The 19,102-nt window shown below is 74.1% G+C and carries 19 protein-coding genes; 6 read left to right on the top strand and 13 right to left on the bottom strand.

Going from position 1 to position 19,102, the window contains the following annotated elements; translation table 11 throughout:
• Nucleotides 1–62: 62 nt before the first annotated feature.
• The 3 genes from ACTWM8_RS08420 to ACTWM8_RS08410 are packed head-to-tail and all read right to left on the bottom strand — an operon-like array spanning nt 63 to nt 4,571.
• On the bottom strand, nt 63–1,223 hold the full coding sequence (locus tag ACTWM8_RS08420; RefSeq protein WP_446213300.1) for an anhydro-N-acetylmuramic acid kinase: 1,161 nt from the start codon (nt 1,221–1,223) through the stop codon (nt 63–65).
• Nucleotides 1,224–1,236: 13 nt separating this feature from the next.
• On the bottom strand, nt 1,237–2,502 hold the full coding sequence (locus ACTWM8_RS08415; protein ID WP_446213299.1) for a class I SAM-dependent RNA methyltransferase: 1,266 nt from the start codon (nt 2,500–2,502) through the stop codon (nt 1,237–1,239).
• Nucleotides 2,499–4,571: an APC family permease gene (locus tag ACTWM8_RS08410; RefSeq protein ID WP_446213298.1), complete on the bottom strand. Its 2,073-nt coding sequence runs from the start codon at nt 4,569–4,571 to the stop codon at nt 2,499–2,501. Before ACTWM8_RS08410 ends, ACTWM8_RS08415 begins: the two co-directional genes overlap by 4 nt.
• Before the next feature lie 165 nt (nt 4,572–4,736).
• Between ACTWM8_RS08410 and ACTWM8_RS08405 the strand changes: the two genes are divergently transcribed.
• Together ACTWM8_RS08405 and ACTWM8_RS08400 are read left to right on the top strand one after the other, a co-directional pair.
• Complete coding sequence (locus ACTWM8_RS08405) at nt 4,737–5,402, top strand: potassium channel family protein (RefSeq protein WP_238450518.1); 666 nt, start codon at nt 4,737–4,739, stop codon at nt 5,400–5,402.
• A 2-nt stretch (nt 5,403–5,404) separates the two neighbouring features.
• Complete coding sequence (locus tag ACTWM8_RS08400) at nt 5,405–6,094, top strand: potassium channel family protein (protein WP_446213297.1); 690 nt, start codon at nt 5,405–5,407, stop codon at nt 6,092–6,094.
• 174 nt (nt 6,095–6,268) lie between these two features.
• On the opposite strand, the gene ACTWM8_RS08395 is transcribed toward ACTWM8_RS08400, so the two are convergent.
• The 4 genes from ACTWM8_RS08395 to dut all read right to left on the bottom strand — a co-directional run bounded on the left by ACTWM8_RS08395 (nt 6,269) and on the right by dut (nt 8,793).
• Nucleotides 6,269–6,952, bottom strand: a complete 684-nt coding sequence (locus ACTWM8_RS08395; protein WP_446213296.1) for a DUF3159 domain-containing protein — start codon at nt 6,950–6,952, stop codon at nt 6,269–6,271.
• Nucleotides 6,949–7,329, bottom strand: coding sequence for an OB-fold nucleic acid binding domain-containing protein (locus tag ACTWM8_RS08390; RefSeq protein ID WP_446213295.1), 381 nt, complete (start codon nt 7,327–7,329; stop codon nt 6,949–6,951). The genes ACTWM8_RS08395 and ACTWM8_RS08390 overlap by 4 nt, the downstream gene beginning before the upstream one ends.
• A gap of 242 nt (nt 7,330–7,571) precedes the next feature.
• On the bottom strand, nt 7,572–8,240 hold the full coding sequence (locus ACTWM8_RS08385) for a DUF3710 domain-containing protein (RefSeq protein ID WP_446213294.1): 669 nt from the start codon (nt 8,238–8,240) through the stop codon (nt 7,572–7,574).
• A 25-nt stretch (nt 8,241–8,265) separates the two neighbouring features.
• Nucleotides 8,266–8,793, bottom strand: coding sequence for a dUTP diphosphatase (dut, locus tag ACTWM8_RS08380; protein WP_154942865.1), 528 nt, complete (start codon nt 8,791–8,793; stop codon nt 8,266–8,268).
• Between the two features lie 92 nt (nt 8,794–8,885).
• Here dut and ACTWM8_RS08375 point away from each other — a divergent pair, with 92 nt between their 5' ends.
• Nucleotides 8,886–9,380, top strand: coding sequence for a DUF3093 domain-containing protein (locus tag ACTWM8_RS08375; RefSeq protein ID WP_446214502.1), 495 nt, complete (start codon nt 8,886–8,888; stop codon nt 9,378–9,380).
• A 4-nt stretch (nt 9,381–9,384) separates the two neighbouring features.
• Here ACTWM8_RS08375 and ACTWM8_RS08370 read toward each other — a convergent pair whose 3' ends face one another.
• Together ACTWM8_RS08370 and ACTWM8_RS08365 are read right to left on the bottom strand one after the other, a co-directional pair.
• Nucleotides 9,385–10,326, bottom strand: a complete 942-nt coding sequence (locus ACTWM8_RS08370) for a hypothetical protein (protein WP_446214501.1) — start codon at nt 10,324–10,326, stop codon at nt 9,385–9,387.
• A 546-nt stretch (nt 10,327–10,872) separates the two neighbouring features.
• Entirely contained in the window at nt 10,873–11,169 is a 297-nt protein-coding gene (locus ACTWM8_RS08365; protein WP_046565779.1) for a DUF4193 domain-containing protein, read from the bottom strand.
• Between the two features lie 434 nt (nt 11,170–11,603).
• Between ACTWM8_RS08365 and ACTWM8_RS08360 the strand changes: the two genes are divergently transcribed.
• Complete coding sequence (locus ACTWM8_RS08360) at nt 11,604–12,119, top strand: LytR C-terminal domain-containing protein (protein ID WP_446214500.1); 516 nt, start codon at nt 11,604–11,606, stop codon at nt 12,117–12,119.
• A gap of 309 nt (nt 12,120–12,428) precedes the next feature.
• On the opposite strand, the gene ACTWM8_RS08355 is transcribed toward ACTWM8_RS08360, so the two are convergent.
• Nucleotides 12,429–13,247: an inositol monophosphatase family protein gene (locus ACTWM8_RS08355; protein ID WP_446213293.1), complete on the bottom strand. Its 819-nt coding sequence runs from the start codon at nt 13,245–13,247 to the stop codon at nt 12,429–12,431.
• A gap of 286 nt (nt 13,248–13,533) precedes the next feature.
• Between ACTWM8_RS08355 and ACTWM8_RS08350 the strand changes: the two genes are divergently transcribed.
• Both ACTWM8_RS08350 and ACTWM8_RS08345 read left to right on the top strand, forming a co-directional pair.
• On the top strand, nt 13,534–15,147 hold the full coding sequence (locus ACTWM8_RS08350) for an RNA polymerase sigma factor (protein WP_446213292.1): 1,614 nt from the start codon (nt 13,534–13,536) through the stop codon (nt 15,145–15,147).
• A 247-nt stretch (nt 15,148–15,394) separates the two neighbouring features.
• Entirely contained in the window at nt 15,395–15,628 is a 234-nt protein-coding gene (locus ACTWM8_RS08345) for a DUF7455 domain-containing protein (RefSeq protein WP_088646450.1), read from the top strand.
• Between the two features lie 230 nt (nt 15,629–15,858).
• On the opposite strand, the gene ACTWM8_RS08340 is transcribed toward ACTWM8_RS08345, so the two are convergent.
• The 3 genes from ACTWM8_RS08340 to ACTWM8_RS08330 form a co-directional block, all read right to left on the bottom strand.
• Nucleotides 15,859–17,592: a DEAD/DEAH box helicase gene (locus ACTWM8_RS08340; protein ID WP_446213291.1), complete on the bottom strand. Its 1,734-nt coding sequence runs from the start codon at nt 17,590–17,592 to the stop codon at nt 15,859–15,861.
• Between the two features lie 541 nt (nt 17,593–18,133).
• On the bottom strand, nt 18,134–18,784 hold the full coding sequence (locus ACTWM8_RS08335) for a trimeric intracellular cation channel family protein (RefSeq protein WP_154942859.1): 651 nt from the start codon (nt 18,782–18,784) through the stop codon (nt 18,134–18,136).
• 42 nt (nt 18,785–18,826) lie between these two features.
• The gene (locus ACTWM8_RS08330; protein ID WP_088963331.1) at nt 18,827–19,045 is read right to left on the bottom strand and encodes a DUF3039 domain-containing protein; all 219 of its coding nucleotides are present in this window, start codon (nt 19,043–19,045) and stop codon (nt 18,827–18,829) included.
• Nucleotides 19,046–19,102: the final 57 nt, after the last annotated feature.

Here is a 19,102-nt window from a genome sequence, read left to right as displayed (position 1 = left end):
AGTCTATCGGCCGCCCGCCGCACCGCAGCTCGGCCGTGGATCATCCCAGCTGGTTCCCAGGTTCAGGGCTCGACGACCAGCCGCCGGGGCGGGTTGGGCGGGGTGGCGCCGTGCGGCGGCCCGGCCGGCGTCCAGGCGCCCAGCACGGCCGCCCGGCGGGCGCCGGTGACCGAGGGGATCGCCCCGGGCAGGCCGTGCCAGGAGAGCCAGCCGAGCAGGGCGAACGCGTACGCCTCCTTGGCCTGCGCCGGCACGCCCAGTTCGTCGGTGGTGCGCAGCCGCCAGCGTCCGGCGCCGAGGGCGGCCAGCCGGCCCAGCAGTGTGGGGTTGCGCACTCCCCCGCCGGCGGCGACCACCTCGGTGACCCGGTGCCGGTCACACGCGGCGGCCACCGTGCGGGCGGTCAGCTCGGTCAGGGTGGCCAGCACGTCGTCCGGGGCCACCGGCTCGCCCAGCGCGGCCAACCGATCGTCCAGGTAGCCGGCGTGGAAGAGCTCCTTGCCGGTGGACTTGGGCGGCGGCGCGGCGTAGTACGGCTCGGTGAGCAGCAGGTCCAGCAGGCCGGCGTGCACCCGGCCGGCGGCCGCCCGGGCCCCGTCCAGGTCGCAGGGGCGGTCCAGGAAGCGCCGGGCCGCGGCGTCCAGCAGGGCGTTGGCCGGGCCCACGTCGTACCCGAGGACGGGCGCGCCCGGGGCGACGACGGTGAGGTTGGCGATGCCGCCCAGGTTGAGCGCGGCCCGGGGCCCGCCGGCCGCGTCGAGCAGCAGCGCGTCGAAGGCCGGGACCAGCGGCGCGCCCTGACCGCCGGCGGCGACGTCCGCCGAGCGCAGGTCCGCCAGCACGGGTACGCCGACCCGGGCGGCCACCCGCGCCGGCGCGCCGAGCTGGAGGGTGCCCCGGGTGGTGCCGTCCTCGACCCAGTGGAAGACGGTCTGGCCGGGCGAGACCACCAGGTCGGCCCGCCCGCCGGCCAGCTCGACGCCGAGCGCGGCGGCGGCGGCGAAGACCTCGCCGAGGGCGTTGTCCAGCCGGCAGACCGCCTCGATCGTGGTGGCCGCCGGGGGCAGCAGCGCGCCGATCGACTCGCGCAGGGCGTCGTCGTAGTCCAGCCCCCGGTGCCCCAGCGGACGCATCCGCAGCGTGTCGCCGTCGGCGGTGAACTCGGCGGCGACCACGTCCACCCCGTCGTACGAGGTGCCGGACATCAACCCGACGATCTTCATCGGGTCAGGCTAGTCACCGCCCGGGCGGCAGGAACAACCCCACGCACTCGACGTGCTGGGTCATCGGGAACAGGTCGAACCCGCGCAGCCCGGCGAGCCGCCAGCCGAGCCCGGTGAAGGTGCGCACGTCCCGGGCGAAGGCGGCCGGGTCGCAGGCCACGTACGCCACGGCACGCGGCCGGGCGGCGACCACGTCCCGCACCACCGGCGCGCCCGCGCCGGAGCGCGGCGGGTCGAGCACCACCAGGTCGACCGGGCCGGTGACCCGGCGGCGGGCCAGCGCGGTCTCCACCCGGGCGGCCACCACCTCCACCCGGGGCAGGTCGGCCAGGTTCTCCCGGGCGGCGGCGACCCCCTGCGCGGAGGACTCGACCAGGGTGATCCGGGCCTGCGGGCCAACCCGGCCGGCGAGGGCGGCGGCGAAGAGCCCGGCCCCGCCGTACAGGTCCCAGGCGGACTCGCCGGGGCGCGGGTCGAGCAGGTCGAGCACCGCCCCGACCAGGGTGTCGGCGGCGGCCGGGTGCACCTGCCAGAAACCGGCGGCGGGCAGCGTCCACTCCCGGCCGGCGGCCACCTCGCGGACGGTCTGCGGCCCGCTGACTGGAGTGGCCACCCCCTCGGTGACGGCGGCGACGCTGACGTCCCCGCCGGTGGAGGCGACGGTCTCGACCGCCTCGGCGTCCGGCCAGCGCGCGCCGGACGGGGTGAGCACCGGCAGTTCCCGGATCGCCGGGTGGGCGATCAGGCAGCGGTCGATCGGCACGACCTCGTGCGAGCGGTGCTTGAGCAGCCCGGCCCGGCCGGCGGCGTCGACGGCGTACCGGACCCGGGAGCGCCAACCGAGCGGCCCGCCGGGCAGCGCCTCGACGGTCGCCCCGAGCGCGTCCACCTCGGCCTCGGTGAGGCCGCCCAGGCGGGTGAGCTGCTCGCGCACCACGGCGGTCTTCCAGTCGAGCTGGGCGGCGGGGGTGACGTGTTGCAGGTCGCAGCCGCCGCAGCGGCCCGGCTTCGCGAACGGGCAGGGCTGCTCGACCCGGTCCGGGGAGGCGGTCAGGATCTCCACCGCGTCGGCGCGGGCGAAGCCCTTGTGCAGCTCGGTGATCTCGGCCACCACCCGCTCGCCGGGCAGCGCGTGCCGGACGAAGACCACCTGGCCGTCGACCCGGGCCACGCAGTGCCCGCCGGGGGCGACCGCGCCGACGGTCAGCTCGACCCGCTCGGCCTCCTCCAGCCCGCGCCGCTCCCCCGCGCCCGGCACGCCGCTGGTCGGGCCGGTCACGGCCGGTCCCCGCTCGACGGGCCGCTCTCGCCCGGCGGGGCGGAGACGACCGGCGGGACGTTCGGCGGCAGGGTGCTGCGCGGGGCCACCCGCGGCCCGCGGGCCGGGGTCCGGCTCAGCGTGGCGTCGAGGCGGTCCAGGTTCTTGCTGGCGGTCGAGGCGAGCTGCCAGGGCACGCTGGTCACCATCACGCCCGGCTCGAAGAGCAGCCGCCCCTTGAGCCGCAGCGCGCTCTGGTTGTGCAGCAGGTTCTCCCACCAGCGGCCGACGACGTACTCGGGGATGAAGACGGTGACCACGTCGCGGGGCGACGCCCGGCGGGTGGAAGCGACGAAGTTCAGGATCGGTCGGGTGATCTCCCGGTACGGCGAGTCGACCACGGTGAGCGGGACGGGCACCTCGCGCTGCTCCCACTCCGCCTGGAGCTGGCGGGTGTCCTTGTCGTCGACGTTCACCGTGACGGCGGTCAGCGTGTCCGGCCGGGTGGCCCGGGCGTACGCGATGGCCCGCAGGGTCGGCTGGTGCAGCTTGCTGACCAGCACGATGGCGTGGTTGCGGGCGGGCAGCATGCCCCGGACCTCGGTCGGCTCCAGCTCGGCGGCGACCCGGTCGTAGTGCCGGCGGATGGCGAGCATCACCAGGTAGATCACCGCCATCGCGGCGATCGCGATCCAGGCGCCGAGCAGGAACTTGGTGAGCAGCACGATGATCAGCACGGTGCCGGTCATCGCCATGCCGAAGGCGTTGATCGCCCGGGACCGGACCATCCGATGCCGGGCCTCCGGGTCACGCTCGGTGCGCAGGTGCCGGTTCCAGTGCCGGATCATGCCGGCCTGGGAGAGCGTGAACGAGACGAACACCCCGACGATGTAGAGCTGGATCAGGCGGGTCACCTCGGCCTGGAAGCCGACGATCAGCACGATCGCGAAGACGGCCAGGAAGACGATGCCGTTGGAGAAGGCCAGCCGGTCGCCCCGGGTGTGGAACTGGCGGGGCAGGTAGCGGTCCTGGGCCAGGATCGAGCCGAGCACCGGGAAGCCGTTGAACGCGGTGTTGGCGGCCAGGAAGAGGATCAGCGCGGTCATCCCGGCCACGACGAAGAGCAGCGCCGAACCGGAACCGAAGACCGTCTCGCCGAGCTGGGTGGTGACGGTCTTCTGCACGTACCCCTCGGGGCCGGAGAGGATCTGCGTCGTTGGGTCCTCGACGAACTGCAGGCGGGTCAGCCGGGACAGCCAGATGATGCCGACCAGCATGCTGACCGCGATCGTGCCGAGCAGCAGCAGGGTGGTCGCCGCGTTGCGGCTCTTCGGCGCCTTGAACGCCGGCACCCCGTTGGAGATCGCCTCCACACCGGTGAGCGCGGCGCAGCCGGAGGAGAAGGTCCGCAGCAGCAGGAAGACCAGCGCGAACCCGGACACGCTGTGCTCGGCCTGGATCTCCAGCCCGGCGCTGGGTGCCTGCAGGTCGTCGCCCAGCACGAAGATCCGGACCAGCCCGGTGAGGATCATCCCGACCATCACGATGATGAAGCCGTAGGTGGGGATCGCGAAGGCGGTGCCCGACTCGCGAAGACCGCGCAGGTTCATCGCGGTGAGCAGCGCCACCGCGATGACCGCGATGAGCACCTTGTGGGTGGCCACGAAGGGCACCACCGAGCCCAGGTTCGCCACCCCGGAGGAGACCGACACCGCGACGGTGAGCACGTAGTCGACCATCAGCGCGCTGCCCACGGCCAGGCCGGCCCGCGGCCCGAGGTTGACGGTGGCCACCTCGTAGTCGCCGCCGCCCGACGGGTAGGCGTGCACGTTCTGCCGGTAGCTGGCGACCACGGTGAGCATCACCACGACGACCGCGAGGGCGATCCACGGTGAGAAGAAGTACGCCGACGCCCCGGCGATCGACAGCGTCAGCAGGATCTCGTCGGGCGCGTACGCGACGCTGGAGAGCGCGTCGGAGGCGAAGACCGGCAGGGCGATGCGCTTGGGGAGAAGGGTGTGCTGGAGCCGGTCGGACCGGAAGGGTCGACCGACGAGGAGTCGCTTCAGCAGCGAGGTGGGACTGGCCACAAGCGCTAAGGGTACGACCACCGCGCGCCGACCGTCGGGGGTGCCTGATCACCACCGCGCGCAGCCGCGCGGTACGGTCGGTCCCCCGTCGGCGCGGCGGACGTGGCACGCTCGCAGAGAGCACCGCCGTCCGCCGAACGGGCGGCACCTTTGGGAGGGACACCAGTGCATGTCGTGATCATGGGCTGTGGCCGGGTCGGCTCGACCCTCGCCCACAGCCTGGAGTCCCGGGGTCACTCGGTGGCGGTGATCGACCAGGACGCCGACGCGTTCCGCCGCCTCGGGCCCGACTTCGCCGGCATCACCGTCACCGGCGCCGGCTTCGACGGCGAGGTGCTGCGCCAGGCCGGCATCGAGCGCGCGGACGCCTTCGCCGCCGTCTCCAGCGGCGACAACTCCAACATCATCTCGGCCCGGCTGGCCCGCGAGACGTTCGGCGTCTCCCGGGTCGCCGCCCGCATCTACGACCAGCGCCGGGCGCAGGTCTACGAGCGGCTCGGCATCCCCACCGTGGCCACCGTCCGGTGGACGGCCGACCGGATGCTGCGGCACCTGGTCCCCGAGGGCAACATCGAGATCTTCCGCGACCCCACCAGCACCGTCTCGATCGTCGAGGTGCCGGTGCACAAGGAGTGGGTCGGGCGGCCGCTGCACCAGCTGGAGGAGGCGGCCGGGGCGCGGGTGGCGTACCTGATCCGCTTCGGCATCGGCACGCTGCCCACCGCCTCCACCGTCGTGCAGGAGGGTGACCAGCTCTACGTGCTGGTCACCGACGACATCGCCGCCTCGGTCACCGCGGTGGCCGCGACGCCGCCCGAAGGAGGGCTCTGAGCATGCGGATCGCCATCGCCGGCGCCGGCAACGTCGGCCGGTCGATCGCCCAGGAGCTGATCGACAACGGCCACCAGGTGATGCTGATCGAGCGCCAGCCCCGGATGCTGCGCCCGGACCGGGTGCCGGCCGCCGACTGGGTGCTGGCCGACGCGTGCGAGCTGACCAGCCTGGAGGAGGCCAACGTCGCCGGCTGCGACGTGGTGGTCGCGGCGACCGGTGACGACAAGGTCAACCTGGTGGTGTCGCTGCTGGCCAAGACCGAGTTCGCGGTGCCCCGGGTGGTCGCCCGGGTCAACCGGGCCGAGAACGAGTGGCTCTTCACCGAGCAGTGGGGCGTCGACGTGGCGGTCAGCAAGCCGCGGGTGATGGCCGCGCTGGTCGAGGAGGCGGTCACCGTCGGCGACCTGGTCCGGCTGATGACCTTCCGGCAGGGCGAGGCGAACCTGGTCGAGATCACCCTGCCGCCGACCGCGCCCTACGTCGGTCAGCCGATCCACGCGGTGCCGATCCCCCGGGACGCCGCGCTGGTGGCGATCCTGCGCGGCAAGCGGGTGCTGGTGCCCAGTCCGGACGACCCGATCGAGGCCGGCGACGAGCTGATCTTCGTCTGCACCGCCGAGGTGGAGGACGAGGTCCGCGCGGTGATCCTCGGCCCCGACAGCGTCGAGCGGACCCGCGGCCGCGGCTGAGCCGGCCGGCGGACCACCCGGCGCCGGGCCCAGCGGGCGTTCAGCCCACTGCGCGGCGGGGCAGGTGCCGGCCCGGCGGTGTTCGGCCGGCTGCACGGCCGCTCAGGCGTCCGGCCGGGGGCCAGCGGTGGCAGAGACGGCCGGGAGCGCCGCCCAGCGGGTGGCCGGACGGGCTCAGGCGCCGGGCAGCGGCCGCGGCGCGCCCTGCCGGGTCACCCGGCGGACCGTCCAGACGGTGATCAGCAGCAGCAGCGCGTACGGCGGGTAGCCCAGCACCAGCCGGGCCACGCCCAGCGCGGTGTCCTGGTGGGCCAGGTAGAGCCCGGCCTGCACGCCCACCTTGGCCAGCCAGACCACGCCCCAGAGCACGGTGAGCTGGGTGAAGGTGCGCACCAGCCGGGGATCGTCGCGCCACTCCGAGCGCCCCTTGGCGACCAGCACCGACCAGATCCAGCCGACCAGCGGCTGGCGGATCGCCGCCGAGATCAGCAGGGCCACCCCGTAGGCGATGCCGTAGAGGATGCCGGGGAGGTAGAAGTCCCGCTCGTCGCCGGTGCGCCAGGCGATGAACGCGCCGATGGCGATGCCGACGAGCCCGTTTACCGCGTGCCGGACCGGACGCCGCTGGGCCAGCCGCGCGACGGCGATCAGCACCGCCACCCCGACCGAGGCGATCACGGCGGGCCGCAGGTCGCCCACGATGTTGGCGAGCACGAAGACCAGCACGGGGATGCTGGACTCGACCAGGCCCCGCCAGCCGCCGAGCTGGTCGGCCATCTGCTCGGCGAGGCTGGGCAGCTGCCCGTCGTCCTCCGGGGGCATCTGTGGCGCGGTGGCCGGCTGCTGTCCCGTCGTCACTTCGGCGACTCCAGCTCGTAGTACGGGTTGTAGATGACCTTGCGGTCGTCCCGGACGGCCACCCGGCCGCGGGCGGTGAGGTGCCGCCCCGGCTCGATGCCGGCGATGTGCCGCCGGCCCAGCCAGACCAGGGTCACCACGTCGCTGCCGTCGTAGAGGTCCGCCTCCAGGGTGGGCAGGTTGGTCCGCGGGGTGTAGACCACGGTGCGGAGCCGGCCGGCGACCGAGACCACCTGGCCGCGCATGCACTGCCGGGCCGGCACCCCGCCGCACTCGGCGCTCTCCCGTTGCAGCTCCTCGGCCTCGATCTCGGCCTCGCTCGCGGTGAGCCGCTGCAGGATGCGCCGCAGCGACACCCGGCCCTCGTCGGTCGTCATGACCTCCGCGCCACCCTCTCCACGCTGACCGGCCCGCGCCGGCACTGGCCCGGCCCCGCCGATGCCGGAACCGTCCCGCCAGCGTACGCCGATCCCACCCGCCGGGCCGGTCCGGCGTACCCGCGACGGCGGGCGGGCCCATCCGGGCGGGCGGAGGCGGCCGGGACCGGCCGGACACGGCACCGGGCCCGGCTCCGTCGGTGGACGGTGCCGGGCCCGGTGAGTGGTCGTTGCCGTGCCGGTCAGGCCTCGCGCGGGGCGGGCGCCGGAGCGCCGCCCTCGCCCCCCTCGGCCTGCTCGGCGACCTCGCGGGGCAGCCGCAGCGGCAGCGGCTCGCGGACCGGCTTCGCCTCGTGCCCCCGGTCGACGACCAGGCCGTCCAGGCACTCGGCCAGCGGCCCAGCCGCGGCCGGGTCGGTGGCGGCGGCGCCCTGGTAGACACCGCGGACCATCCAGCGCGGCCCGTCGATGCCGACGAAACGCAGGTCGGTCAGGCCGTCCGGGGTGCGTACCCGGGCGTGCAGCTCGGTGCCGTACTCGCCCTCGACCTCCTGGGCGGCGGCGCCGTCGGCGAAGAGGGACTGGCGGATCTCCTCGCGCACCTCGTCCCAGATGCCCTCGGACCGGGGCGCGGCGAAGACGCCGAGCTGGAGGGCGTTCTCCCCGTGCACCAGCACGACCTGCTGAATCACGCCCTGCGGGTCGGCCTGCACGCGCACCTCGACGCCGGGCACCGCCGGGATGTGCAGGCTGCCCAGGTCGAGCCGCTCCACGCCGTCCGGCGCCTCCGAGCTGTCGTACGGGCCACGCGACGGACCCGTCGGCTCGGCGTCGTACGAGTCGAGGACCTCGGCGGCCCGCTCGTCACGGGCACCCCGCCCGCCGTCGGCCCGCTTCCGGCTGAAGATCACTGCGCCCACCCTCCGCTGTTCGCACTCACCCTGCCACCTCTTCCGTCTGTCCGCCCGCCCGGTCGGGATCTTCCCGTCGACCGGTCGCGGGCGGCGGCACCAGACCGGCGTGTCCGCCGGTCGAGCCGTGTCCACCGGCCCCGCGCCGCGACCCGGGCAGCTCGGCCACCGGCTGGAAATCCGCCCGCTCCACCCGCTGCACAACGAGCTGCGCGATGCGATCGCCACGGGAGATCTTCGCCGGCGTGTCCCGATCATGGTTGATCAGGTTGACCAGGATCTCACCCCGGTAGCCGGCGTCGACCGTACCGGGCGCGTTGAGCACCGTCACGCCGAGCCTGGCGGCCAGGCCGGAGCGCGGATGCACCAGGCCGACGTACCCCTCCGGCAGCGCCAGCGCCACCCCGGTCGGGACCAGGGCCCGGCCGCCGGGGGGCAGCTCGACGTCCGCGGCGGCCACCAGGTCGGCGCCGGCGTCACCGGGATGGGCGTACGCGGGCAGCGGCAGCTCCGGGTCGAGCTGCCGCACGGGCACGGGTACGACGTGGGTCACGGTGCTCCCTCTTCCGTCGGGTTCGTGGGGGTGGCCCTGCCATCCTGCCGGGTCGGACGGCCACCGCGCGCCGTACCCTCGCAGGTGTGAGCGTGTCGCCTTCCCCGTCCTCGCCGGCCCCGCGCACCGCGGCGGCCGCGGAGCACTCCGAACGGCTGAGCCTGCCCTGGTGGCTCTGGGTGGTCGGGCTGGCCCTGTCCGGGCTGCTGGCCGCCGAGCTGTGGATGGGCGCGCCCGGGGTGCGGGCCTGGCTGCCCTTCGTGGTCCTCCCGCCGGCGACGGCGCTCGCGCTGTGGTGGCTGGGCCGGGTCCGGGTGGCGGTGCGCGACGGCGAGCTGTTCGTGGACGACGCCCACCTGCCGGTGCGGTACGTGGCGGACGTGGTCCCGTTGGACGCCGCCGGGCGCCGCGAGGTCCTCGGCGTGGGCGCGGATCCGCTGGCCTTCGTGGTGCAGCGGCCCTGGATCGGCGGCGCGGTGCAGGTGGTGCTGGACGATCCCGCCGACCCGACCCCGTTCTGGGTGGTCAGCACCCGTCACCCGGTCGAGCTGGCCCGCGCGGTCATGGCCGCCCGCGACGCGGCCTGACTCCTCAGGGCAGGGCCCGCCGGCCGCCGGGCAGCGCCCCACCCTTGCGGCGCAGGTCCCGGCGGATCTCGTCGGCGAGGGTCAGGGTGGCCCGCCGGTTGAGGTAGCTGGCCACGGCCGCGCCGGTGAGGAACGGCGCCAGCGTGGTCAGGTTGCGCCCGAACCGCCTGAGCAGGGTGTCCCGCAGCTCCTTGCGGGCCGCGGTGCCGAGCACCGCGCCGACGCCCACCCCGGGCGTCATCGGGTTGATTCCGCGTTGGTTGGCCCAGGACTGCATCAGGGCGATCGCCCGCTGGCTGCCCCCGGTGGGCAGCGGCACGTGGTAGACCTCGTGCAGCTCCCCGATGAGCTTCAGCTCGATCGACACCACGGCGACCGTCTCGGCGGCCAGCAGCACGGGCGCCGAGAGCAGGGTCGGGGTGGCCACCCACTCCACGGCGGCGACGCCGCCGCCGGCGGCGCCCACCCCGGCGGTGGCCCGGGCGGCGTTGCGCACCAGCCGCTCGGCGAGCGCCTCGTCGTCCAGTCCGGGGAAGTGCCGGCGAAGCGTGGCCAGGTCCCGGACCGGGATGTGCGGCGCCACGTCGGAGACGGTGTCGGTCATCCAGCGCAGGGCGGCCTTCGGCTTGAACAGGTCGGCCAGCCCGCGGGCGCGCGCCTGCCCGACCAGCCGGGTGAGCAGTTGGCGGCGGCGGGCCGGCTCGATGTCGTCGGCGGTCAGCGCGGCGACGGTCTCACCGAGTTCCTCAGCGGCCCGGTCGGCCGATTCCGGCCTGCCGGACGGCGCGCCGAGGGTGTCGCCGGCCGCGCCACCGGACGTCGGGCCGGCGCCGGACGGTGCCGCCTCCCGGGCACCGGTGGCCCCGGCGCCCGGGAGGTGCCGGCGCAGCGTGGCCAGGTCCCGGACCGGGATGCGCGGCGCCACGTCGGAGACCGTGTCGGTCATCCAGCGCAGCGCGGCCTTCGGCTTGAACCGGTCGGCCAGCCCGCTGGCGCGCGCCAGCAGTTGACGGCGGCGGGCCGGTTCGATGTCGTCGGCGGTCAGCGCGGCGACGGTGGCACCGAGCTCCTCAGCGGCGCGGTCGGCCGATTCCGGCGTGCCGGACGGCGCGTCGAGGGTGCCGCCGGCCGCTCCGGCCGCGCCACCGGACGTCGGGCCGGCGCCGGACGGTGCCGCCTCCCGGGCATCGGTGGCCCCGGTGCGCGGGCCGCCGGCGCCGTCCGGGCGATGGGTGGCACCCGTCTCCGGGCGCGTCGTGGCTCCGGGTTGCGCCGAGGCGTCCGCCCCGGCGCCGGGGCGCGGCCCGGTCGGCGTACCCCCCGCCGGCCCACCGGCCCGCTCGTCGCGTTCGCTCATGCCGCCCGACCTCCCGTGCTCCCGTCGGCGTGGTCACCGCCTGTTACGAGTCAAGCAGCTCCCCGCCGCCCCCGCACGGCAGCTCGGGCAGCGGCGGCCCCGTCGTGGCGGCCGCCGCCGATGTGCGGTTCGGGGTCAGACGCACTCGCGGCAGATCAGCTCGCCGTTGCGCTCGACCGCCAGCTGGCTCCGGTGGTGGACCAGGAAGCAGCGGCCGCAACGGAACTCGTCCTGCTGCATCGGCAGGACCTTGACGGTCAGCTCCTCGTCGGCCAGGTCGGCGCCGGGCAGCTCGAAGCTCTCGGCCACCTCGGCCTCGTCGACGTCCACGGCGCCCGACTGTGAGTCGACCCGCCGTGCCTTGAGCTCTTCCAGGCTGTCCTCGCCGAGGTCGACCTCGTCGCGACGCGGGGCGTCGTAGTCGGTGGCCATCGGTTCACTCTCCCATATCGATATTGTCGCTTCCGGTTGTAACGCCGGACGACGTTGTTTCGGTTCCCACTGGCCGGCCACCCTTTGTGTCGGTCACCCGACCCGCCGGCCGCTCTGGCCGGGGGCCGACAGGGGCCTCCCCCAGCGAGCGCGGAACCTTACCCCCCTCGGGCGAGGCATGTATACCGCCCTCGTGGCTGAGATGTACGCCCCAGCACCCCGAGTTGTTCCCAATGTGACTCAGGCGACACGAAGATAGGGGTAGTAGTACCCGCTTCCCGGATGGCGCGCCGGCATGTCGGACTGTTTCCACGCGACGGTCGGACAACCGTTAACCTCAGCGGCGTACTCGACGGCCGGCGGGGCGGCCCGACCACCGGCTGGCCGCCGCCACCCATCATTGTCCGGGGAGCGCCCAGATGAGTTTTGCGCGAGTGCGAGCACTCGTTGTCGTCGGTCTGCTGGCGGTGGTCGCCCTGGTCTTCGTCGTCGTCGCCATGGTGCGGGACACCCAGGGTAGGGCGGGCGCCGCCGGGGGCTGCCCCGAGGGCTGGCCGCTTGCCGACATCACCCTGCGCGAGCCGAAGGACGTGAAGATCAACGTCTTCAACGCCACCGACCAGATCGGTCTGGCCGGCAACATCGCCGACGACTTCCGCAACCGGAAGTTCCAGGTGAAGAAGACGGCCACCGCGCCGAAGGGCGTCGACGAGGTGGCGGTGCTGCGCTACGGCCCCAAGGGCGTCGGCTCCGCGCACCTGCTGCGGGCCTACTTCCTGAACAACGCCGAGCCCGTGTACGACGCCAAGCGCAAGGACGACACCGTCGACGTCGTGCTGGGCAACGGCTTTCAGCAGCTGGCCACCACCACCGAGGTGAACCAGTCCCTGGGCGACCTGGGCGCGCCCGAGGCGCCGGCCGGCTCCTGCCCGATGCCCGTCGAGAAGTGACCGTTCCGCCGGCCGGGCCGGCGGACCGACCGGACTGATCTGACCGAAACGGCGGTGTTCCCCGGGACACCGCCGTTTCACTGTCGGAGATCCGGCCGGTCGCGCCGGCCGCCGCCGTCCGGCTCCGGTCAGCGGAGCAGGTTCTGCCCGCGTCGGCCGGCCCGGACGGTCAAGGGCCGCGGGAGGCCCAGCCCGGGGCAGCCGTGTCCGGGGCGGGCAGGAGCCGCCGGAGGCGCCGGCCCGCGTCGGCCGGCCCGGACGGTCAAGGGCCGCCGGAGCCCCCGGCCTGGTCGGCCCTGTCCGGGGCGGTCAGGGGCCGCCGGAGGCGTCGAGGTCGGCGAGCCGGTCGTGGAGCGGCGCGAAGAGCGCCGGCGGCGCGGCGATCACCAGGTCCGGGCCGGCCGGCAGGCCACCCAGCCCGGCGACCCGCAGTCCCGCCTCGGCGGCCACCAGGCCACCGGCCGCCTGGTCCCAGGCGGCCAGCCCCTTCTCGTAGTAGGCGTCCACCCGTCCCTCGGCGGCCAGGCAGAGGTCCAGGGCGGCGGCGCCGAGCCGGCGGATGTCGCGGACGTGCGGGATCAGCTCGGCGATCACCCGGGCCTGATGCGAACGGCGAGCCGGGTCGTAGCCGAATCCGGTGGCGACCAGCGCCTGGCCCAGGTCGACCTCGGTCGAGCAGCGCAGCCGCTGCCCGTCGCGCCAGGCCCCGCCGCCCGCGGTGGCGGTCCACTCCTCGCCGGTGGCCACGTTGCGCACCACCCCGGCGACCACCTCGCCGTCGACCTCGGCGGCCAGCGACACCGCGCAGTACGGCAGTCCGTAGAGGTAGTTCACCGTGCCGTCGATCGGGTCGACGATCCAGCGCACCCCGCTGGCCGCACCGTCGGCCGCCCCGGCGCCGTACTCCTCGCCGAGGACGGCGTCGTCGGGGCGTACCCGGTGCAGCGCGTCGAGGACCTGGCGCTCGACGGCGCGGTCCGCAGCGGTGACCACGTCCGTGACGGTGCTCTTGGTGGCGGCGACCGACACCCCCTCGGCGCGCATCCGGTGCGCGGTGGCCGCGGCCTGCCGGGCGACATCGATCGCGATCGTGAGCAGTTCGGCCGGTTTCGGCGCCGAACGAGTCATGGTTCGTCCCTTCCCGCACGATCGGGACGCCCCGCCGTGCGCGCAGGTATCATCCTTACAAAGTCCACATCTGCGCCGAATCGGCGGTCCCCGCCGCCGGTACGCCGTGCGCCGCAGGATGATCGCCGCAGACGGCGTTACAATTCACCCTGCCCACGCGCCACGGACCGCCGCCGGACGGCCGGCCCGGGACACGGGGGTCCCTCAACGACATCGCCCGGCACGGTGCCCCACGCTGCGCCGGACGACCCGGCCGTGCTCGCTCTTCGCCTCCGGAAGGTCATTCGTGACAGAACCCCGCCAGACCGGCGCCGACGTTCGCTCGCTCACCGACACCCTGATCGCCCACGCGCAGAGCGCCGGCGGCCAGTTGACGTCGGCCCAGCTCGCGCGCACCGTCGAGTCCGCTGAGGTGACCCCGGCCCAGGCCAAGAAGATTCTGCGGGCGCTCTCCGATGCGGGGGTGACCGTGGTCGTGGACGGCTCGGCCAGCACCCGTCGCCGGGTCGCCGCGGCCCGGTCCGCCACCCCGGCCTCGCGTGCCACCACCGCCAAGACCACCAAGAAGGCCGCGGCGCCCGCCCCCAAGCAGGCGCCCGCCGCCGACGAGGCCCCGGCGCCCGCCCCGCGCAAGGCGGCGCCGCGCAAGGCCGCCGCCACCACCGCCGACGTGGCCGCCAAGGCCGCCGCGCCGGCCGCCAAGGCGACGAAGTCCACCCGCGCCACCAAGGCGACGGTGGCCGCGGCCGGCAAGGCCACCAAGGCCACCGCCGGCAAGGCCAAGGGCGAGGGCGCCGAGGGCGAGATCGACCCCGAGGAGCTCGCGGCCGTGATCGAGGACGTGGTGGTCGAGGAGCCGGCCGAGCTGACCCAGGCCGCCGAGGCCGACGCGGCCAGCTCCGCCACGGACAACGACTTCGAGTGGGACGACGAGGAGTCCGAGGCGCTCAAGCAGGCGCGTCGCGACGCCGAGCTCACCGCCTCGGCCGACTCCGTCCGGGCGTACCTCAAGCAGATCGGCAAGGTGCCGCTGCTCAACGCGGAGCAGGAGGTGGAGCTCGCCAAGCGGATCGAGGCCGGGCTCTACGCCGCCGAGCGGCTGCGCGCGGCCGACGAGGGTGAGGAGAAGCTCACCCGCGACATGCAGCGGGACCTGGGCTGGATCTCCCGCGACGGCGAGCGCGCCAAGAACCACCTGCTGGAGGCCAACCTCCGACTGGTCGTCTCGCTGGCCAAGCGCTACACCGGCCGCGGCATGGCCTTCCTGGACCTGATCCAGGAGGGCAACCTCGGTCTGATCCGCGCGGTCGAGAAGTTCGACTACACCAAGGGCTACAAGTTCTCCACGTACGCCACCTGGTGGATCCGGCAGGCGATCACCCGGGCGATGGCCGACCAGGCCCGCACCATCCGCATCCCGGTGCACATGGTCGAGGTGATCAACAAGCTCGGCCGGATCCAGCGCGAGCTGCTCCAGGACCTGGGCCGCGAGCCCACCCCGGAGGAGCTGGCCAAGGAGATGGACATCACACCGGAGAAGGTGCTGGAGATCCAGCAGTACGCCCGGGAGCCCATCTCGCTGGACCAGACCATCGGCGACGAGGGCGACAGCCAGCTCGGTGACTTCATCGAGGACTCCGAGGCCGTCGTCGCGGTCGACGCCGTCTCCTTCTCGCTGCTGCAGGACCAGCTCCAGCAGGTGCTGCAGACGCTCTCCGAGCGTGAGGCGGGCGTGGTACGCCTGCGCTTCGGCCTGACCGACGGTCAGCCGCGCACCCTGGACGAGATCGGCCAGGTGTACGGGGTGACCCGGGAGCGGATCCGGCAGATCGAGTCCAAGACCATGTCCAAGCTGCGTCACCCGTCCCGTTCCCAGGTGCTCCGCGACTACCTGGACTGACCCCTTCACGTCAACCAGCCGTGTCGGTTTGACCACTAGCCGTAGAACACTCAAAGGTGATCGGTCGGTTGCCTGTTTGTGATCGTTGACGTGGCACCCTTGGCACACGGCACACTGTCTCCCTGCCATGTGTGACCTCGGTCGCCCGCGGGCACACAGGGAAGGCAGGGCCCGACGAGGGTGTTGCACGATGGGTGAGCAACGACCGAAGAGAGTGTTCATCGGTGACGACCAGAGGAGGAAGGCGATGACCCCGACCCTCACGCCGCCGCCCGAGACGGTGGCTCCCCCAGCCGCCGATGAACGGTGCGACCGCTGCAATGCTGCCGGCAAGCTCCGGATCACTCTGGCGGGTGGGAGCGAGTTGGTGTTCTGTGGGCACCACGCGAACAAGTACGCGGAGGATCTCGTGAAGATCACCGTGAAGTTCGCGACGGACCCGGAGTTCAGCTGGCGTGGCGCCGATCTGATGGCGAACTGAATCCGCAACCACATAACGACGACATAGCCGGCCGGGAGCCCCAAGGGGCTCCCGGCCGGCTTCGTCTGCGCTCTCTCCCCCACCGCGCCCCGCGCCCCGCGCCCCGCGCCCCGCGCCCCGCCCAAGATCCGCGCACTTTCACGGAATGAGTGGCCTCGACGCGCCGAATAGCCACACTTTCCGTGAAAGTGCGCGGATCTTGATGGCCGGGGTGGCCGGGGCGGGTGGGGTCAGAGGGTTTGGACGGTGGCGATGCGCTCTTCGAGCTGCTCGATCGTCGCCTGGGCGCTGGGCGGGCCGCCGCAGAGGCGGCGCAGCTCGGCGTGGATCTTGCCGTGCGGCTGGCCGGTGCGGTGGTGCCGGGCGGCCACCAGGGCGTTCAGCTGGCGGCGCAGGGCCACCCGACGCTGGGCGGCGCTCATCGGTGCGGCGGGCGCCGCCGGGGCGTCAGCGGCCGGCTCAGCGGTCTGCGTGGCCGCCCGCCGACGCTGCGCGGCGAGCTGTTCGGCCTGCCGCTTGGTGAGCAGCATGGAGACCTGGTCGGCGGTGAGCAGACCGGGCAGGCCGAGGTATTCCTCCTCCTCGGGGGTGCCGGCCTGGGCCGCGGTGCCGAAGGACGCGCCGTCGAAGATGACCTGGTCCAGCTCGGCGGTCGCGGAGAGCGCGGTGAAACGCTTTTCCAGCTCACCGCTGGCCTGGTCGTCGCGTTGGGCGCGCTCCAGCAGGTCGTCGTCGAAGCCGTCGGACTCCTTGGGCTTCCCGAGCACGTGGTCCCGCTCGGCCTCCATCTCGCTGGCCAGCCCGAGCAGGTGCGGCACGCTGGGCACGAAGACCGAGGCGGTCTCCCCCGGCCGCCTGGCCCGCACGAAACGCCCGATCGCCTGGGCGAAGTAGAGCGGGGTGCTGGCACTGGTGGCGTAGACGCCGACCGCCAGCCGGGGAATGTCGACGCCCTCGGACACCATCCGGACCGCCACCAGCCAGCGCTGCTCGGACGCCGCGAACGTCGCGATCCGCGCGGACGCCCCCACGTCGTCGGAGAGCACCACCGCGGCCTTCTCGCCGGTCACCTGCTCGATCAGCTTCGCGTACGAGCGGGCGTTCTGCTGGTCGCTGGCGATGACGAGGCCACCCGCGTCCGGCATGCCGGCGTTGCGCAGCACGGTCAGCCGGGCGTCGGCGGCCCGGAGCACCTGGGGCATCCAGTCCCCGGCGGGGTCCAGCGCGGTACGCCAGGCCTGCGCCACCAGGTCCTGCGTCATCGGCTCGCCCAGCCGCGCCGCCAGCTCGTCGCCGGCGTTGGTGCGCCACCGGGTCTCCCCCGAGTACGCCAGGAAGAGCACCGGCCGGACCACGCCCTCGCGCAGCGCGTCGGAGTAGCCGTAGACCGAGTCGGCGCGCGAGCGCAGCAGCCCGTCGCCGCCGCGCTCATAGGTGACGAACGGGATGGGGTTGTCGTCGGAGCGGAATGGCGTACCGGTGAGCATCAGCCGGCGTACGGCGGGCTCGAAGGCGGCCTTGACCCCGTCGCCCCAGGATCGGGAGTCGCCGGCGTGGTGGATCTCGTCGAGGATGACCAGCGTGCGCCGGGTCATGGTGCGCCGTCGGTGCACCTGCGGGGCCATGCCGACCTGCGCGTAGGTGACGACCGCGCCGTGGAAGTCGGTGGAGGAGTGCACGTCGGCGTTGCGGAACGCGGCGTCGAGCTGGATGCCGACCCGGGCGGCGGCGCTCGCCCACTGGGTCTTCAGGTGCTCGGTCGGGGCGACCACGGTGACCGCCTCGACGGTGCCGTCCACGAGCAGCTCGGCGGCGATCCGCAGGGCGAAGGTGGTCTTGCCGGCGCCGGGGGTGGCGACCGCGGTGAAGTCGTCGGTGCGGCGGCGCAGGTACTCCACCATCGCCTTGCGTTGCCAGGCACGCAGGGGCGGGAACGTCTCTAGCGCCGGCAACCGGGCTGCCACGCGGGGCTCCTCTCCGACCGCACCATGGCGGACCCCGGCCGAGGGCCACGGGTACCGCCGCCCATGAAAACGCCTCCGCGCAGAAGATGCCGCGAAGGCCGACTCAGCATAACCAGCAGACGCCGCTCGCCCCACTCGACGCCACGCTGGTCACATCCGCCACCCCCGCCCGCGCCCCACCCGACCCGCTCTGCGGCGTGTCGGGCTGTCCCGCACAGGCGACACCCCAACACGCCGCAAACCGAGCGGCCGGTGTGTGCGACCTCGTCGGCCGGCACCGGCGGCGAGGCCGGCCCGACCGGCAGCCGGCACGGCTGGCCCGACCCGCCTTGCGGCGTGTTACGGCATCCCGGCCCCGCGACACCGCGACACGCCGCAAGGCGCACAGCCAGGATGCGAACTCGCCAGCCGCCGCCGGTAGCGGGGCCAGCCCGACCCGTTTTGCGGCGTGCCGCGGTGTTCGGGCCCCGGCGATACCGCGACACGCCGCAAAACGCGCGGCCGGGCGCGGCGCGCGGGGTGAAAGGACGCGAGCGGGTGGTCAGGTTTGGGGGCCGCGGACCCCGGTCTTCGGGGGTCGCAGGGTGGCCACCGGGGCGGACCAGCGCCGCCGTAGCGCCACCAGCCGCAGCGCGAAAACCAGCAGGGCGGCGGCGGTCAGCGGCGCCGTGCCGGCGCGTCCGGCGGCGTCGAGCAGGGCCACCGCGACCGCGCCGGCCAGCGCGGCGACCGCGTAGATCTCCCGGCGCAGCACCACCGGGATCTCGGCGGTGAGCAGATCCCGGCCCAGCCCGCCGCCGATGGCGGTGAGCATGCCGATCACGCAGGCGCCGACCGGCGGTACGTGGGCGTCGAGCGCCTTGAGCGTGCCGGTGACGGTGAACAGCGCCAGGCCCGCCGCGTCCAGCACCAGCACCGTGGTGCGCAGCCGGGCCAGCTGCGGGTGCAGCCAGAAGACGGCGGCGGCGGTCACCGCGGCGGTGGTGGCGTACCGCCAGTCGGCGAAGGCCAGCGGGGGCACCTCGTCGATGGCCAGGTCACGGAAGATGCCGCCGCCGAGGGCGGCCACGAAGCCGACGAAGACGACGCCGAAGAGGTCGAGCCGTTTGGCCACCGCCGCGGAGGCCCCGGAGGCGGCGAAAACGGCCACCCCGGTCAGGTCGGCGAAGAGCAGGGCGGTGGAGGTGGTCACACCGCCGAAGCGTACGGGGGCGGCCGGACCGGCCGCCCGGGATCACTCGCCGTACGAGTCGTAGATCTCCTTGCACTTCGGGCAGACCGGCGAGCCGGGCTTGGCCGCCTTGGTCACCGGGAACGTCTCGCCGCAGAGCGCCACGACGAAGGTACCCATGACGGCGCTTTCGGCGATCTTCTCCTTGCGGACGTAGTGGAACATCTCCGGACCGGTGTCCGCATCCTTCAGCTCCGGCCGTTCGAGAATCTGTGTGCTCACTGTTGACACCTCCAACTTTCCAGTTTGGCAGGTCGGTGGGGGCCGGTCCACCGCAGC

The organism is Micromonospora sp. IBSANI012, from assembly GCF_052814045.1.
The sequence above is the reverse complement of the archived record's forward strand: the minus strand, read 5'-3'. Positions and strand labels throughout refer to the sequence as shown.

Coding starts and splice junctions, on each gene's coding strand:
- ACTWM8_RS08420 (WP_446213300.1), bottom strand. CDS start 1,223: ATGAAGATCGTCGGGTTGATGTCCGGCACCTCGTACGACGGGGTGGAC.
- ACTWM8_RS08400 (WP_446213297.1), top strand. CDS start 5,405: ATGCGGATCGCCATCGCCGGCGCCGGCAACGTCGGCCGGTCGATCGCC.
- ACTWM8_RS08390 (WP_446213295.1), bottom strand. CDS start 7,329: ATGACGACCGACGAGGGCCGGGTGTCGCTGCGGCGCATCCTGCAGCGG.
- ACTWM8_RS08370 (WP_446214501.1), bottom strand. CDS start 10,326: ATGACCGACACGGTCTCCGACGTGGCGCCGCGCATCCCGGTCCGGGAC.
- ACTWM8_RS08365 (WP_046565779.1), bottom strand. CDS start 11,169: ATGGCCACCGACTACGACGCCCCGCGTCGCGACGAGGTCGACCTCGGC.
- ACTWM8_RS08355 (WP_446213293.1), bottom strand. CDS start 13,247: ATGACTCGTTCGGCGCCGAAACCGGCCGAACTGCTCACGATCGCGATC.
- ACTWM8_RS08345 (WP_088646450.1), top strand. CDS start 15,395: ATGACCCCGACCCTCACGCCGCCGCCCGAGACGGTGGCTCCCCCAGCC.